The organism is Nonomuraea sp. MG754425 (assembly GCF_021699195.1).
Taxonomy (GTDB): domain Bacteria; phylum Actinomycetota; class Actinomycetes; order Streptosporangiales; family Streptosporangiaceae; genus Nonomuraea.
The window spans coordinates 73,415-88,969 of record NZ_SSXE01000004.1; the positions used below are offsets into that span (position 1 = coordinate 73,415).

10 protein-coding genes are annotated in these 15,555 nt (G+C 74.5%); 8 read left to right on the forward strand and 2 right to left on the reverse strand.

Features of this window, described 5'->3' with window-relative positions:
• Positions 1 to 156: 156 nt before the first annotated feature.
• The 8 genes from FAF44_RS02430 to FAF44_RS02465 all read left to right on the forward strand — a co-directional run bounded on the left by FAF44_RS02430 (position 157) and on the right by FAF44_RS02465 (position 12,040).
• On the forward strand, positions 157 to 3,120 hold the full coding sequence (locus tag FAF44_RS02430; RefSeq protein ID WP_237101306.1) for an AfsR/SARP family transcriptional regulator: 2,964 nt from the start codon (positions 157 to 159) through the stop codon (positions 3,118 to 3,120).
• 177 nt (positions 3,121 to 3,297) lie between these two features.
• Entirely contained in the window at positions 3,298 to 5,388 is a 2,091-nt protein-coding gene (locus tag FAF44_RS02435) for a tetratricopeptide repeat protein (RefSeq protein ID WP_237101307.1), read from the forward strand.
• 277 nt (positions 5,389 to 5,665) lie between these two features.
• Complete coding sequence (locus FAF44_RS02440) at positions 5,666 to 6,634, forward strand: hypothetical protein (RefSeq protein ID WP_237101308.1); 969 nt, start codon at positions 5,666 to 5,668, stop codon at positions 6,632 to 6,634.
• Between the two features lie 14 nt (positions 6,635 to 6,648).
• Positions 6,649 to 7,914 carry a sensor histidine kinase gene (locus FAF44_RS02445; protein WP_237101309.1) on the forward strand — a complete coding sequence of 422 codons (1,266 nt, stop codon included), beginning with the start codon at positions 6,649 to 6,651 and terminating at the stop codon, positions 7,912 to 7,914.
• The gene (locus FAF44_RS02450) at positions 7,911 to 8,552 is read left to right on the forward strand and encodes a response regulator transcription factor (protein ID WP_237101310.1); all 642 of its coding nucleotides are present in this window, start codon (positions 7,911 to 7,913) and stop codon (positions 8,550 to 8,552) included. The genes FAF44_RS02445 and FAF44_RS02450 overlap by 4 nt, the downstream gene beginning before the upstream one ends.
• Positions 8,553 to 8,602: 50 nt before the next feature.
• Positions 8,603 to 9,904, forward strand: a complete 1,302-nt coding sequence (locus tag FAF44_RS02455; RefSeq protein ID WP_237101311.1) for an aspartate aminotransferase family protein — start codon at positions 8,603 to 8,605, stop codon at positions 9,902 to 9,904.
• An 85-nt stretch (positions 9,905 to 9,989) separates the two neighbouring features.
• The gene (locus tag FAF44_RS02460) at positions 9,990 to 11,156 is read left to right on the forward strand and encodes an acyl-CoA dehydrogenase family protein (protein WP_237101312.1); all 1,167 of its coding nucleotides are present in this window, start codon (positions 9,990 to 9,992) and stop codon (positions 11,154 to 11,156) included.
• Between the two features lie 77 nt (positions 11,157 to 11,233).
• A complete protein-coding gene (locus FAF44_RS02465) occupies positions 11,234 to 12,040 on the forward strand; it encodes an alpha/beta fold hydrolase (RefSeq protein WP_237101313.1) in 807 nt (268 codons plus the stop codon).
• A 10-nt stretch (positions 12,041 to 12,050) separates the two neighbouring features.
• Here FAF44_RS02465 and FAF44_RS02470 read toward each other — a convergent pair whose 3' ends face one another.
• On the reverse strand, positions 12,051 to 14,249 hold the full coding sequence (locus FAF44_RS02470; protein ID WP_237101314.1) for a polysaccharide lyase 8 family protein: 2,199 nt from the start codon (positions 14,247 to 14,249) through the stop codon (positions 12,051 to 12,053).
• Between the two features lie 10 nt (positions 14,250 to 14,259).
• Entirely contained in the window at positions 14,260 to 15,495 is a 1,236-nt protein-coding gene (locus FAF44_RS02475) for a hypothetical protein (protein ID WP_237101315.1), read from the reverse strand.
• Positions 15,496 to 15,555: the final 60 nt, after the last annotated feature.

The following is a 15,555-nucleotide window of genomic DNA, read 5'->3' on the forward strand; positions in this document are numbered from 1 at the left end:
TCCCGGCCGGGCGGCGGAGCGGCGTCCGGCCGCGATCCGGCCGTGCGAGACCCATCCGCCCGTGGGGGAAAGACCAAGAGAGATGACCCTCGAATGCGTCGCCCGGCTGTTGCCGACGGGTTTCGAAGGCAGGACACTGGGCCAACGGGGGATTCAATGACAATTCACATAGAGTTTCGAGTTCTCGGCCCGCTGGAGGTCAGCGTCAGGGGGCGTCCCGTCAGGCTGGGCGGGCTCCGGCAGCGGTCCCTGCTGGCCGCGCTGTTGCTGGACGCCGGGCGGGTCGTGTCGATCGATCGGCTGGCGGCCACGATCTGGGGAGAACGGCTGCCCGATTCGGTGCGCACCCAGATCCCGATCCACGTGCACGGGTTGCGCAAGGCGTTCAAGACCGCGGGGTGCGGCGTGCCGGTGATCGTCACCGAGCAGGCCGGTTATCGCCTGCGCACCGACGGCGTGTGGCTCGACCTGCGCGAGGCGGACGAGCAGGCGTCCGCGGCCAGGAGCGCGTCCGCGGCCGGGCAGCGCGAGCAGGCGGCGGACGGGCTGGGACGGGTGCTCGGGCTCTGGCGGGGGCCGGTGCTGGCCGGCATCGACACCACCGAGATCGCCACGGCGGCCCGCGGCCTGGAGGACACCCGGCTGGCGATCGCGGAGGAGTGGGCCGAGGCGGAGCTGGCCTGCGGGCGTCCGCGCGAGGTGGTGGCGCGGCTGACCCGGCTGGTGGAGGACCATCCGCTGCGGGAGGGGCTGCGCGCCCAGTTGATGCTGGCGCTGTGGCACACGGGACGGCAGGCCGACGCGCTGGAGACCTACCAGCAGGGACGCCGGCACCTCCTGGACGAGCTGGGCCTGGAGCCCGGCAGCGGGCTGCGCGACGTCCAGCAGGCGATCCTGAACGGGCCGCCCGCCGAGGAGGCCGCGCGAGCGGAGGCTCTCCGGCTGCCCGTGCCGCCCCCGGACGGGCCGCCTCCGGCGTCTGCCGTAACGATCCGGCCGGCGCAGTTGCCACCGGCGGTGTCGGCGTTCGTGGGCCGGGAGACGCAGTTGCGCACGCTGGACCGGCTGCTGCGGCAGGACGGACGGCACCCGCCGATGGGCGTGATCAGCGGCGTGGCCGGGGTGGGCAAGACCGCGCTGGCGCTGCAGTGGGCCCATCAGGTGGCCGACCGCTTCCCCGACGGCCAGTTGTTCGCCAATCTCCGCGGCTACGACCAGGACAGGGAGTCGGCGCAACCGGAGACGGTGCTGGAACGGTTCCTGCGGGCGCTCGGCGTCGACGGGGCCGTGATGCCGGCCGGGGTGGAGGAGCGGGCCGCGTTGCTCCGCAGCGTCCTGGTCGGGCGGCAGGTGCTGGTGGTGCTGGACAACGCCGAGTCGGCGGCGCAGGTGCGGCCGTTGCTGCCGGCGACGCCGGGCTGTTGCGTGATCGTCACCTCCCGGCGCCGGCTGGAAGGGCTGCTGCTGGGCGGCGGCGCGGCGCCGGTGCCGGTGGAGATGCTGACCGAGCGCGAATCCGCCGAACTGCTGGCGCGCGTGCTCGGAGCGGAGCGCACGGCCGCCGAGTGCGAGGCAGTGGCGCGCCTGGCCGCCCAGTGCGACGGGTCACCGCTGGCGTTGCGCATCGCGGCGGCGAAACTGGCCATGCGCCCGCAGTGGCCGCTCGCCGAGATGGCCGACCGGCTGGCCGACGAGTGCGGCCGGCTGGACCAGCTCAGCCGGGGCGAGCTGGAGGTGCGCGCCAGCATCGAGCTGTCGCACCGCGAGCTGTCGGCCCGCGCCGCCCTGGCGTTCCGGCGGCTGGGGCTGCTGGACGCCCCGGGCGGGTTCGCGCCCTGGCTGGCGGCGGCGCTGCTCGACACGACGTTGCGCGACGGCGAGCGGTTGCTGGAGGACCTGGTCGACGCCCAGTTGCTGCAACCGCTGGGCCGGGACACGGCGGGCCAGCCGCGTTACCGGTTCCATGACCTGATCCGCCTGTTCGCCCGCGAGCAGGCGGAGGCCGCCGAGACCTCCGAGGCCAGGCTGGTCGTGCTGAGCCGGGTCTTCGGCGCGTTCATCGGCCTGGCCGAGCGGGCCCGCGACGTGCGGTTCGGCGGCCGTTACCTCATGATGCCGAAGGGCGACGCCCCGCGCTGGCTGCCGGCGGACGGCGCACCGGCGGAGTTGCCGAGCGACCCGCTGGCATGGCTGGAGAGCGAGCGGCTGAACCTCGTGTCCGCGGTGACGCTGAGCGCCGAGCTTGGGCTGGCCGACCTGTGCCGGGATCTGGTGGCCGGGTTCGTCCACATGCTGGAGACCCGGACGTACTTCGACAACTGGCAGGCGCTCGCCGCCCGGGCGCTCGACACCTGCCGCGCCGCCTCCCACCTGCCGGGACAGGCCGCGATGTTGCTCTCCCTCGGCTCGCTGAACCTGTGCCGGCGCCGGTTGCCGCAGGCCGCCGGCCCGCTCGAAACGGCCCTGGAGCTGTTCCGGCAGCTCGGGGACGTGCCCAGCCAGGCCATCGCGCTGCGCCACCTCGGCTCCGTCCATGTCTCGGAGGGCGACCACGCCAGGGGGAAGCGCGAGCTGGAGCAGGCGCTGACGTTGTTCGAGCAGGTCGGCGACAACACGGCGCTGGCCCACGGCCTGGGTTACCTCTCCCACGTGCACATGCTGAACGACCGGCTGGAGGAGGCCGAGCGGCTGCTGGAGCGCGCGCTGGCCATCGGCGCGGGAGGCAAGCGGGTCGAGGCCCAATTGCGCAAACGCCTGGCGGAGGTCTATCGCCGCCAGGGCCGGGCCGACAAGGCGATCGGGCACTGCGCACACGCCCTGACCTTGGCCCGCGAGCTGAACGACCTGGTCGGCCAGGCGTACGTGCTGCACGCGCTGGGCGAGGCGCGGCTCAGCCTGGGACAGAGCGTCGAGGCCGACCGCACACTGCGGCAGGCCCTGGGCATCGCCCGTCAGGTGAACGACAAGCTGGCCGAGGGCCGGATCCTGCTCGCGCTCGGCCACCTCGAGAACGACGACAGCGCCTGCCACCTCCAGCAGGCCGCCGACGCGTTCGCCGCCGTGGGCGCCGCGGGCTGGCACGACAAGGCCATGCGGGCGGCTGCGCGGGTGAGCGTCTGAACGTCGTCGCACCGGGCACTCGGCTACGATGCTTTTCCCTGCGAAGAGGGCTCTTCCCTGGCATGAGGGACGATTGGTAAGTGGTGTGCGTTTCCTGATCACCGGATCGGCCGGCCGACCGGCCGCGCCCGGCCTCATGCCGCCCGAGCGGGTGGCCTCCGTCCGCGAGGGCTCCTGGTGAGCGAGCCCGGCCTGCCGGAAGGCCACCAGGAACAGGGCATCCAGCCGGACACGAGCGCCACGTCCCAGGCCGCCGCCCAGCCGATCCCGGCGCAGTTGCCCAGCCCGGTCGCGACGTTCACCGGCCGCAAGGCCGAGGTCGAAGGGCTGTGCGCGATGCTCACCGACGGCTCCGAGCACGTGGTGGCCATCTCCGGCCCGCCCGGCATCGGCAAGTCCGCCCTGGCCCTCCAGGCGGCCCACCAGATCTCCCGCCACTTCCCGGACGGGCAGCTCTACGTCAACCTGCAGGGCGCCACCCACGACACCGAGCCCGTGTCCACCGCCGAGGTGCTCGGCCGGTTCCTGCGCTCCCTCGGGGTCGCCGCCCCGGCGATCCTGACCGAGCAGGAGGAGGCCGCCGCCACCTTCCGCTCGCTGACCCACGGCAAACGCGTGCTGATCGTCCTGGACAACGCGGCGAGCGCCGAGCAGGTACGCCACCTGCTGCCCGGCAGCGCGACCTGCGGCGTGCTCATCACCAGCAGGCGGATGCTGACCTCGATCGACGCCGCCAGCCACACCCAGCTCCAGGGTTTGCCGCCGGACGAGGCGGTCGCGTTCCTGACCAGGATCCTCGGGGCCGACCGGCTCGACCGCGAGGCCGGGGCGGTGGCCGAGATCATCCCGCTGTGCGGTGAACTGCCGCTGGCGCTGTCCATCATCGCGGCCCGCCTGCTCGGTCGGCCGGACCTGTCCGTACGCGTCCTGGCCGACCGGCTCGCCAGCGAGCAGCGGCGGCTGGCCGAGCTGGAGATCGACGACCAGGCGATCCGCGCCAGCTTCATGATCAGTTACAAGGACCTGGGCGACGGACCGGCGACCCGGCTGTTCCGGCTGCTCGGCCTCCTCGACGGTCCGGACGTCGGCGTCCCGGTCGTCGCCGCGCTCGCGGAGCTGCCGGAGCCGCACACGGCCGCGCTGCTCGACCACCTGCTGGAGAGCAGGCTCGTGGAGTCCGACGTCCCCGGGCGGTATCGCATGCACGACCTGCTGCGCCTGTTCGCCAAGGAACTGGCGACCGAGCAGGAGAGCGAGCAGGCCCGCGCGCAGGCCCTGCGGCGGGCCTTCCACTGCTACCTCGCCACGGCACGGCGGGCGGCGCTGTCGGTCGAGCCGCTGATCGCCTGGCGGATCGACTTCGTGCCCGAGCGACTCGTCCATCCGGGGGTGCCGCTGGAGTCCGCCGAGGCGGTCAACGCCTGGCTCGACGCCGAGATCGACAACCTGGTCGCCACCGCCCGCCAGGCCGTGACCGGGGCCGATCCGGCGATCGCCGCCTACCTGGCGGCCTGCCTGAACACGCCGCTGGAGCAGCGGGCGCGCTGGCGCGAGCAACTGGCCCTGGGGAACCTCGCCCTGGAGGCGGCGCGCGTCACCGGCGATCTCCGCCAGGCGGGGCTCGGCCACAACGACCTCGGCTGGGCGCAGCACGCGCTGGGCACGCCGGGCAAGGCGCTGGCCTCCTTCGACCGCGCCCTCGGCGCCTGGACGCCGATCGGCTACGACACCGGCCAGGCCCTGGCGCTGAACGGACGCGGAGCGGCTCTTCGTTCGCTGGGGCGGCACGAGGAGTCGCTCGCCGCGCTGGAGCAGGCGGGCGCGATCTGGCGCAGGCTGGGTCACGCCCGGCACGAGGCGTCCTGCCTGACCGGCATCGGGCTGACCCACCAGCGGCTCGGACGGCACGCCGAGGCGATCACCGCGCACCGCCGGGCCCTGTCGCTGGCGCGGGAGTCGAACGCCAAGGTCACCGAGGTGATGGCGCTGGGCAACCTCGGCGAGGCCCACCGGCTGGACGGGCAGGCGGACGAGGCGATGACCTGCTTCCAGGAGGCGCTCCGGCTGGATCGGCAGCGCGGCCTGTCCGGCACGTACTGGGAGGCGGAGCACCTGTGGGGGCTCGGCCTGGCGACCGGCGAGCGTGACTGCCTGAACAGGTCGGCCGCCATCCTGCACGAGCTGGGGCTGATCACCTACCAGGAGGCCCGCGCGATCGAGAGCGACCCGGCTCCCGCCACCCCCGACGCCATCGCGCAGCAGCTCTAGCCGGTTCGACGGCCGAGCGGTGGACGGCATGGCTCCTTCTCCCTCTCCGAGATCCCGGGCGGACGAAATCTAGCCGCGGGCGTTTTCCGTTCGTTATCGGCGCGCTATGTCCCTCCCGCACCTGTCGGAAGCGTCCACGCGCGGGTCCTCCGTGAGGACGACGCCGTCGCGACCTCCGGCGGACCCCGGCGCGACCCCGTGACGATGTGCGGGGCACCGCCGCGGCGGCAGATTGGGCCGGGTGGAAACCTCTCATCACCGAAACCGCCGTGCTGTCATGCCCGTCCTGATCACCGGGGTCTGGTCGGTGAGCTATCTGGCCCTCGGCCTGCTCTGGGCCCTCGGAGGGCCCGGATACCCGTTCGACGCGGGCGGCCAGGGCACGGGCAACACCCTGCTCGACCCCCTTCCCACGGCGGTCGGCGGGAGCGTGCTGGCGGGCGTGGCGCTGGTGGCCGCCGGCGTCGCCGTGCTCGCCGCCAGGGGCCCGCTCGGCCGGGGCCCCGCCGTCGTCGCCGTCGTGACCGGCGTCGGCCTGGCCGTGCTGCTGCCCGACGTACGCATCATGATGACCGCCGGGTACCTGCCGGTGATGCTGGTCGCCGCGCTCGCCGGCCAGACCGGGTTCTCGATGATCGCGACCCTGCTGACCTGGCCGAGCGTCAACCTGCTGATCCTCATGGCGGCCGGTGTCAGCCTGATGTTCCTGGGCGTGCGCGCGCTGCTCGGGGAGCGGCGGGCCAGCGGGGCCGCCGGCCCGCTCAGGGTCGGCCGGTACGCGACGGCCGTCGCGGTCGCCGTCCCCGTCGTCTACGCCGTCACCCGCTACGGCTGGCTGCTGGGCGTGCCCGTCGGCATCAGCGAGGAGTTCCTCGCCTACATCGCCGAGATCACCCCGATCGGCGCGGGCCTGGCCACGCTCGGGCTGGCCGGCGCGGTGCTGACGCTCGGGCTGGTGCGGCCGTGGGGCGAGATCTGGCCGCGCTGGGTGCCGTTCCTGCGCGGGCGGCCGATCCCGGCCCGGCTGCCGGCCTACGCGGCGCTGGCCGCCTCTTTCCCGATCACCTCCGCCGGGCTGATGTACGTCCGCAAGAAGCTCAGCGGCGAGCAGGTCGGCCCGCCCGGGGCGGACCAGGAGCTGGGCGCGTGGATGCCGGAGATGTTGTGGCCGCTGTGGGGCGTGGCCCTGGCGGTGGCCGCGCTGGCGTACCTGAGCCGGCGCCGGCACCTCCTTGGCGGGCTCTGACGATAATGGTGGGCGTGAAGGAGTCCTCGTTCCCGGCCGGCGCGGCAGTGGACTCGTTCCTGCACAGGCACCAGCTCGGCGCCGACGCCGTGCTCGCCGTCCTGCTCGTGCTGCCGCTCGGCCTGGTCTCGCTGAGCCTGCTGCGGGCCTCCGACAGCCCCGTGTCCCTGCGCCTGCTCGCCGGTCTCGGCCTGCTGGTGCTGCACGGGTGCGTGGTCCCGCGCCGGGTGCGCCCGGCGGCGGCGTACGGGCTGGCCGCCGCGGCGATGCTGCTGCTGGTGGCGCTGCCGCCGCTGCACGACCCGGGCGGGGCCTACTACCCGGCGGTGCTGCTGCCCAGTTCGCTGGTCTTCGGGCTGCTGATCTACACGGCGGCCGGCCGGCTCGGCCTGACGCCCGGCCTGGTCTGCCTGGGCGTCGCCCTGGCCGGGGTGGTCCTGGTCCTGGCGCGGCTGTGGAACCCGGCCGCGTGGGGCGGCTCGTCCGGCTCCTTCGGGCTGACCGGGTGGCGCATCGGGCTGTCGGTCGGCCTGGTCGCCGCGGCGGCGTGCCTCTGGTCGCTGGGCCGGCTCAGCCGGATCCGGGTGCTGTTCCTGGCCGAGCTGAAGGCCAAGGCCGAGCGCGCCGAGGCCGACCGCGCCCGGGAGCGGTCGGAGGCGGCGCGGGCGGAGCGCGACCGGATCAGCCGCGAGATGCACGACGTGGTGTCCCACTCGCTCGCCGTCATGGTCAGCCAGGCGGAGGGCGGCCGGCTGTCCTATCCCGGCTCGCCCCAGGCGGAGGTGTTCGCCACGGTCGCCGGGGTCGGGCGCGACGCCCTGCGCGACATGCGCGGGCTGCTGGGCGTGCTGCGCGCCGACGGCGGCACCGCTCCGCAGCCCGGCCTCGACGACCTGCCCGACCTGCTCGACCAGGTGCGCGGCACCGGCGTACGCGTCGACGTGCGGGAGGACGGGCGGTCCAGGCCGCTGCGCCCCGCCGTCGACCTGACCGCCTACCGCGTCATCCAGGAAGGGCTGACCAACGTCATCAAGCACGCGGGGGCGACGGCCGCCGCCGACCTGGCGCTCGCCTGGCGTCCCGACGGGCTGCTCATCACCATCACCGACGACGGCGCCGGGCCGCCCGCCGGGGAGCCCGGGGCCGGGCTGACCGGGATGCGCGAACGCCTCGGCATGGTGGGCGGCACGCTGGAGGCCGGCAGGCGGCCCGGGTCGGGCTACGCGCTGTCCGCCTGCCTGCCCTACGAGTCGAGGAGCCTCCCATCATCAGGATCATGATCGTCGACGATCAGGAGCTGCTGCGCAACGGCCTGACCATGGTCGTCAGGTCCCAGCCCGACGTGGAGGTGGTCGCCGAGGCCGCCGACGGCCTGGAGGCGCTCAAGGCGCTGGAGTCGCGGCGGGTCGACGTCGTGGTGATGGACATCCGCATGCCCCGCATGGACGGCGTCACCGCCACCAGGGAGATCCAGCGGCTCGACGACCCGCCGAAGGTGCTGGTGCTGACCACGTTCGACCTCGACGAGCACGCCCTGGCCGCGCTGCGCGCCGGGGCGAGCGGGTTCATGCTGAAGGACGCCCCGGGAGAGGAGATCATCGCCGCGATCCGGCACGTGCACGCGGGCGACTCGATCATCGCGCCCGCCACCACCCGGCGGCTCATCGGCCGGCTCGTCGCCAAGGCCGACACCGACCCGGCCGCGGTGCTCGAACCGCTCACGGAACGCGAGCGCGAGGTGTTCCTCGGCCTGGCGCGGGGCGCGTCCAACGCCGAGATCGGGGCCGGGCTGTTCCTGTCGGAGACCACGGTCAAGACGCACGTGGGGCGCATCCTGGCCAAGCTCGGGCTGCGCGACCGGGTGCAGGCGGTGGTGCTGGCCTACGAGTCCGGCGTGGTCACCCCCGGCGAGCGTTAGGCCCGTCCGGGCATGGACGTACGCCGCCGGGCGTACCTAACGTCGATCACATGCTTCCCGAATCGCCGCAACGCCACCTCATCCGCTACAGCGGCCATGCCCCGTTCACGTCCGAGCTCGTCGTCCGCGCCGCGGGCACGTCGGTGTTCACCGAGAGCGGCCGCGAGCTGCTCGACTTCACCTCCGGCCAGATGAGCGCGATCCTCGGGCACTCGCACCCGGAGATCGTCGCGACGGTGCGCGAGCAGGTGGCCGTCCTCGACCATCTGCACAGCGGCATGCTCAGCCGCCCGGTCGTCGAGCTGGCCCGCCGGCTGGCCGGCACCCTGCCCGATCCCCTGGAGAAGGCGTTGCTGCTGACCACCGGGGCGGAGGCGAACGAGGCCGCGGTGCGGATGGCGAAGCTCGTCACCGGCCGTCACGAGATCGTGTCGTTCGCCCGGTCCTGGCACGGGATGACGCTGGCCGCCGCGAACGCCACCTACAGCGCCGGCCGCAAGGGCTACGGGCCCGCCGCGCCGGGCAACTTCGCGCTGCCGGTCCCCGACCGCTACCGGCCCGGCATCACCGACGCCGAGGGCGCGCTCGACTGGCGACGCCAGCTCGACCTGGGCTTCGACCTGATCGACGCCCAGTCGGTCGGGAGTCTGGCCGCCTGCCTGGTCGAGCCGATTCTCAGCTCCGGCGGCATCGTGGAGCTCCCGCCCGGCTACCTGGCCGCCCTGGCGGACAAGTGCCGGGAGCGGGACATGCTGCTGATCCTCGACGAGGCCCAGACCGGCCTGTGCCGCACCGGCGACTGGTACGCCTTCCAGCACGAGGGCGTCGTCCCGGACATCCTGACGCTGTCCAAGACGCTCGGCGCGGGGCTGCCGCTGGCCGCCGTGCTGACCAGCGCGGAGATCGAGCAGCGGGCGCACGAGCTGGGCTTCCTGTTCTTCACCACGCACGTCAGCGACCCGCTGCCGGCCGCCGTCGGCAACACCGTGCTCGACGTCCTGACCCGGGACCGGCTCGACGAGCGCGCGCGCCGGCTCGGCGGCCTGCTGCGCGGCCGGCTCGACGAGCTGGCCACCCGGCACAAGGTCATCGGGGACGTCCGCGGCCGCGGGCTGCTGCTGGGCATGGAACTGGTCGGCGACCAGGTGCTCGGCGCCGGGGGCGCGGACCGGCTCGGCGCGGCCGTCACCCGGCGCTGCTTCGAGCTCGGGCTGCACATGAACATCGTCCAGTTGCCCGGGATGGGAGGAATTTTCAGGATCGCGCCGCCGCTGACCGCCTCCGACGCCGAGATCTCCCGTGGCGTCGACATCCTCGACGAGGCCCTGACCGGCGTCTCCCGGGAGCTGTGAACCGGCCGCGGGTCCTGGACAATCCGCCGCCGGCGTGATCTGACGGAGGCAGAGGAGCCACGATCACGAACAGGAGCACCTGGACATGAGCGACACTCCACGGCTGCACAAGGCCGGCTCGGCTCTGCTGGAGCGGGCCCGCGACCTGCGGACGACGATCGAGCGGGACGCCGGCCCGGCCGAGGCGCAGGGCAGCCTGACCGCCCCCGTCGTGGACGCCCTGCACGAGGCGGGACTGTTCGGCATCTGGGTGCCGGCGGCGCTCGGGGGCGCCGAGCTGTCCCCCAGGGAACTGCTCGACGTCTTCCGGGAGCTGTCCTACGCCGACCCCTCGACGGGCTGGGTCGTCATGGCCACCACCCTGGAGAACGGCACCGCCGGGGCCTACCTGGGCGACGACGCCGTGGCACGCGTCTTCGAGGGCTCCCGGATGCCGCTGCTCGCGGGGCAGGGCACCCGGCCCGGCGTCGCCGTGCCGGACGGCGGCGGGTTCCGCCTGTCCGAGCGGTGGAGCTTCGCCTCGGGCATCCGCCACGCGCAGTACGTCCACAGCGCCGCCGCGATCGAGGGCACCGGTGAGGTCCGCATCTTCGTCACCCCGATCGACAGCGCCGAACTGCTCGGCAACTGGGACGTCCTGGGCCTGCGCGCCACGGGCAGCCTCGACTACGCCATCGACGGGGTCTTCGTCCCGGACTCGCACTCCCACGACTTCGCCACGGACGAGCCGCTGCGCGGCGGCGCGATCTACCGGCTCGGCCTGCTGGACCAGGCGTTCATCTGCCACTCCGGCTGGGCGCTGGGCGTCGGCCGGCGGCTGCTGGACGAACTGGCCCGGCACGCGAGCGCCCGAGCCGGACGGCCCGGCCAGATCGCCGCCAGGGACGCCTTCCACACCGACTTCGCCCGCGCCGAGGCGAAGTTCCGGGCCGCCACCGCACTCGTGCTCCAGACCTGGGACGACGTGGAGCGCACGCTGGACTCCGGCGGCCGGCTCGACGTGCGCCAGGAGACGATGGTGCGCCTCGCGCTCAACCACATCACCTGGACGACGGCGGACGTGGCCGGCTTCGCGTACGCGTCGGGCGGCACGTCGGCGCTGCGCGACGGGCTGACGCAGCGGCTGTTCAGGGACGTGCAGGCGGGCACCGCGCACATCACGTCGGGGCCGGGGGCGCTCGCCGAGTGCGGCAGGGAGCTGGCCGGCCTGGCCCCGGGCCAGTCGTGGCGGATCTTCGCCCTCGAAGGATGACCGGCCGCCGCGATGAGTTCCGGCGGCGACGATGGTCTCTTCTCCGACCGGCACACCCGGAGGAGAGGAAATCCGCCATGACGACCACCACCCGCTTTCTGCGCCGCCCCGACGCGCGACTGCGCTACGAGGTACGCGGCTCGGGGCCGCTGCTGGTGCTGACCGGCGCGCCGATGTCGGCCGCGGAGTTCGCGCCGCTGGCCGAGGCGCTGGCCGCCGAGCACACGGTCGTCACGCACGACCCGCGCGGCATCTCGGGCAGCGTGCTGGACGACCCGGCCCAGGACTCCACGCCCGAGCTGCGCGCCGACGACCTCGCCGCCCTCCTCGACGAGCTGGGGGCCGAGTCGGCCGACGTGTTCGGCAGCAGCGGCGGCGCGGTGACGGGGCTGGCGCTGGCGGCGCGGCACCCCGGCCGGGTCCGCACGCTCGTCGCGCACGAGCCGCCCTGCCTGGAACTGCTGCCCGACGCCGACGACCAGCGCGCCGCCGTGGACGACATGATCGCGACCTTCCACCGCGACGGGCTGTGGGCGGCCTTCGCGAAGTTCATGGCGAACGCGGGCTTCGAGGAGAGCGAGCCCTCGGGGGCGCCCGAGGAGCCGTCGGAGCAGGCCGTGGCCGACGGCTCCCGGTTCTTCGCGCACGAGCTGCGCGGCACCACCCGTTACCTGCCCGACGTGGTCGCGCTGAAGAGCGGCCGGGTCGTCGTGGGGATCGGCGCGGAGTCGGGGCAGCTCGTGACGTACCGGACCTCGGTGGCGCTGGCCGGGCTGATCGGCACGGACCCGGTGGAGTTCCCCGGGGAGCACGGCGGCTTCGTGACGCATCCCGGCGAGTTCGCGCGGACGCTGCGGAAAGTGCTGTCCCAGACTCAGGAGTGAGGCAGGGGGCTCACCTGTCGCCCAGCCGCACGGTCGCCGTCACGGAGGCGCCCTCCCAGCGGGCCGGCCGCTCGAACGTGAGGACGCCCCCGCTCACGACGGCGTCGCCGCCGAGCACCTCCAGCACGGGCCGGGCCCAGGTCAGCGTCAGCTCGTCCAGGTCGCAGCGGGGATCGGCGACGGTCACCGCGGCGGTCCCGTCCGGCCGCTCGCGTACGAGCACCGCGCACGGGGCGGAGGCGCGCACGCCGCCCGCCGTCCCCGCGTTCCAGAAGCAGGCGGCCGTGAGGCCCAGCGCCGGGACGTGCACGGCCTGGAGCCGGCTCGTGTTGGCCAGCACGCGCACCGGGTCGGGGGCGGCGGCGCGGGCCCGCGTCTCCTGCCTGCTCGCGCCGGGCAGCAGCGTGTAGCGGTAGGAGGCGGAGCGCGGATCGACACCGTGGTCGAGCCAGAGCGTCACGTACGCGCGGCGCGCGCCCCCGCCGCCGCGCCGCTCGCGTAACGTGCGCAGTTCCTGGCCGGGCACGAGGTAACCGCCGTGGCCGTCGAGATGTGCCCAGCCCTCCCCCTCCGTGAGCGGCGCGGAGGTCCTGCGGTTGTCCACGATCGTCTCGACGGCCGCGCCGTCCGCGCCCGTGATCCCCGCTCCCAGGCAGAGCACCGCGTCGTCGAGGAAGAACCACGACTTGAACGCCTCCATCGTGCTCTCCAGCCCGCTCAGGTGCTGCCCGACGGCCGCGTGCACACCGTCGGTCGCCCCGCCGACCCACCGCCACGGCGTGCGCGTGTCGCCCCAGCCCGCGCCCGCGCCGTCCGGCAGCCGCAGCGTGGAGACGGTGACGCCCGGCAGCCGGTAGGGGTCGACGGTCGGCCAGAAGGCGTCGGAGTACTGGTCGCCGTGGCCCTCGGCCCACCAGTAGAGCATCCCGGAGCCGGTGTGCCAGCCGCGCAGGTTCTCGCCGTTGCCGTGCTCGTAGTGGCCGATCCGGTGCGAGGCCATGCTGAGCGCCGCGCACCAGCCGGGCCGGCGGTGCACGGCCCTGGCGCTCATCGGCAGCAGCCGGTGCCCGACCGGCTCGGCCGCCGCCGGCACCGCGCCGTCGTCGATGACCGCCGCCAGGCGGGCGTGGAAGGCGGGCTCGGCGGCGTGCTCCAGCATCGGCCGGGACGCGCCGCGCGCCGCCCACCCCTTGACCATCGCCCGCCAGCGCTCCCGCACCCCGGCCGGGGCGCTCTCCCCCAGCAGCAGGACGGCGGCGGCGATCTCCCGCCCCCGCTCGTGGTCGCCGAACGACCGCCTGCCGACCCCCCGCCCGCGGACCAGGTCCATGCAGGCCCCGTCGCGCACGAAAGGCGCGTACGTGCCCTCGACCGTGTCGAAGATCCGCCGGTCGGCCAGGTCCCAGGGCGAACCGCGCAGCACCGCGTACAGGGTGGCCAGCCCCGACAGCAGCGTCACCCCGTACGCGCCCTGGTAGGGCACGAACGTGTGCTGGATGAACGACCCGTCGCGGTAGAACCCGTCGCCCTCCGAGACGGTCTCGAACACCGGCGACAGCGCCGAGACCGCGACCGCCGCCTTGCCGTGGTCGTCGCCGAGCATGGCCCGCAGCAGCGTCACCACGCACAGGTCCACCCGGTTCGCGGCCGTGCTGTTGCCCTCGTAGCGGGCCAGGCGGCGTTCCGGCACGTAGTGGTCGACGGCCTCGGCCAGGGCCGCGCCGCCCGTCCCGGTCAGCACGGACGCCTCCAGCAGCGACCTCGGGACGCCGATCTGCCAGTGCCACCAGTTGCCCGTGGCCCGCCCGCCCGCCGGGTACACGTGCCGCCGGTAGTGCTCCACCCCGTCGGCGACGGCCCGCGCGAGCCCCTCGTCGCCGAGGCCCAGCGCGTACGCCTGCGCCATGATCCGCAGCCGCCGTGGCGTGGCCGTGAAGGACGGGAACGCCTCGTCGGGCCAGAGCCAGGCGGGGCCGGGCGCCATCGCCGCGCGGTGGCGGGCCGCCGCCCGGCCCAGCGCCGCCAGCCGGGCACGGTAGCCGTCGGAGTCGTGCGCCGGCCCCGCCGTCACCTCCCGCCAGCGGCGGCGCAGCAGGACGAACGTGTCGTCGGGCGTGTACGCCGCCCGCGCGGGCGCCAGCGCCCCGGCGGCTCCGGCGGCGGCCACGGCACCGGCGCGCAGGACTGATCGCCTGGAGGGGAGCGGCACCCCCCGATTATCACGCCCCGCGCAGGCGCACGAACCAGTCGAACACCTGCGGCATGGTCCGGAACATCGAGGGCCGGTGCTCGACATCCCCGACGTCGGTGAGCGACGCCTTGACTCCGCTCGCCCGCAGGTCGCGCAGGCAGCGGCGGGCGTTGGCGATGACCACGTCCCGGTCGCCGCGGGCGGCGAACAGGCGCACGGGCACGCCCGGCCGCCAGCCCGCGCAGGTGGCGTCGTTGCGCTCCATCGCCGTCAGCAGCGCCCCCGACGGCCGCTTGAGACGCTTGAGGTAGTCGTCGGTGACGAGGTCCTGCGGGGAGCCGGGCAGCGCCGCCGCAACCTCGTCGAAGCCGCGGTCGCCGTCGAACAGCTCCGCCACCCCCGGGTCGCGGAACACCTCCGACGGCGAGTCGTAGAGGTGGTGCAGCCGGTTCATGGAGACCGTCCAGTACGCCAGGTAGAACGTGGCGCTGAGCGGCTGGAGGCGGCCGTCGAGCAGCGCGGGCAGCTCGGCCTCGCGCAGATGGTACGGCCCGGCGATCGGCGCGACCCCGCGCAGCCGGAACCCGGAGCCGCCCCGCAGCTCCTTGCCCAGCGCCATGGCCGCGTGGCCGCCCTGGGAGAAGCCGGTGGCCAGCATGTCCCCGCTCAGCGTGCGGCCCTGCTGCCGGGCCAGTTCCCCCGCCGCCCGCAGCAGGTCGGCGGAGGCGGACGCCTCGGTGGCCGCGTCCATGTACGGGTGGTGTCCCGGGCCCGCCCCCAGGCCCAGGTAGTCGGGTGCGACCCCGGCGAACCCGGCGGCGGCGAACAGCATGGGGATCGCCCGTCCCTCCCCGTCGGAGGTGGTCCCGACCTCCGACCTGCCGACCGTGGTGCCGTGCGCGTAGCTGACCGTCCACAGGTTCTTCCTGGAGCGCGCGGGCAGCGCGACGACCCCGCCGGCCGTGGTCGGCGTCCCCGCCACGCCGATGGTGCGGTAGACGACGGCGTACAGGTCCACGCCCTGCGGCCGGGCGGGGGCGGGGAACTTCGCCCGCTCGAAGTAGGCGGTGACCTGCTCGGGCGACATGCGTGCCAGCAGCCGGGCCGTGACAATCGAGCCCCTGTCGTCGATCGTCACGGTCCGGGCGGCCGGTGCGGTGCCGGTGGGAACGGCGGCGGCGAGCGCGGCCGGAGCGGTCGCGGTGGCCAGAACGAGCCCGGCGCAGGCCAGGGCGAGCAGCCGGGTCCTCATGGGCGTTCTCATGGCACAGAACGCTACGAACCACGGCGTTCCCGGCCCAGCCTGCGCTCCTCCGGATGCGGG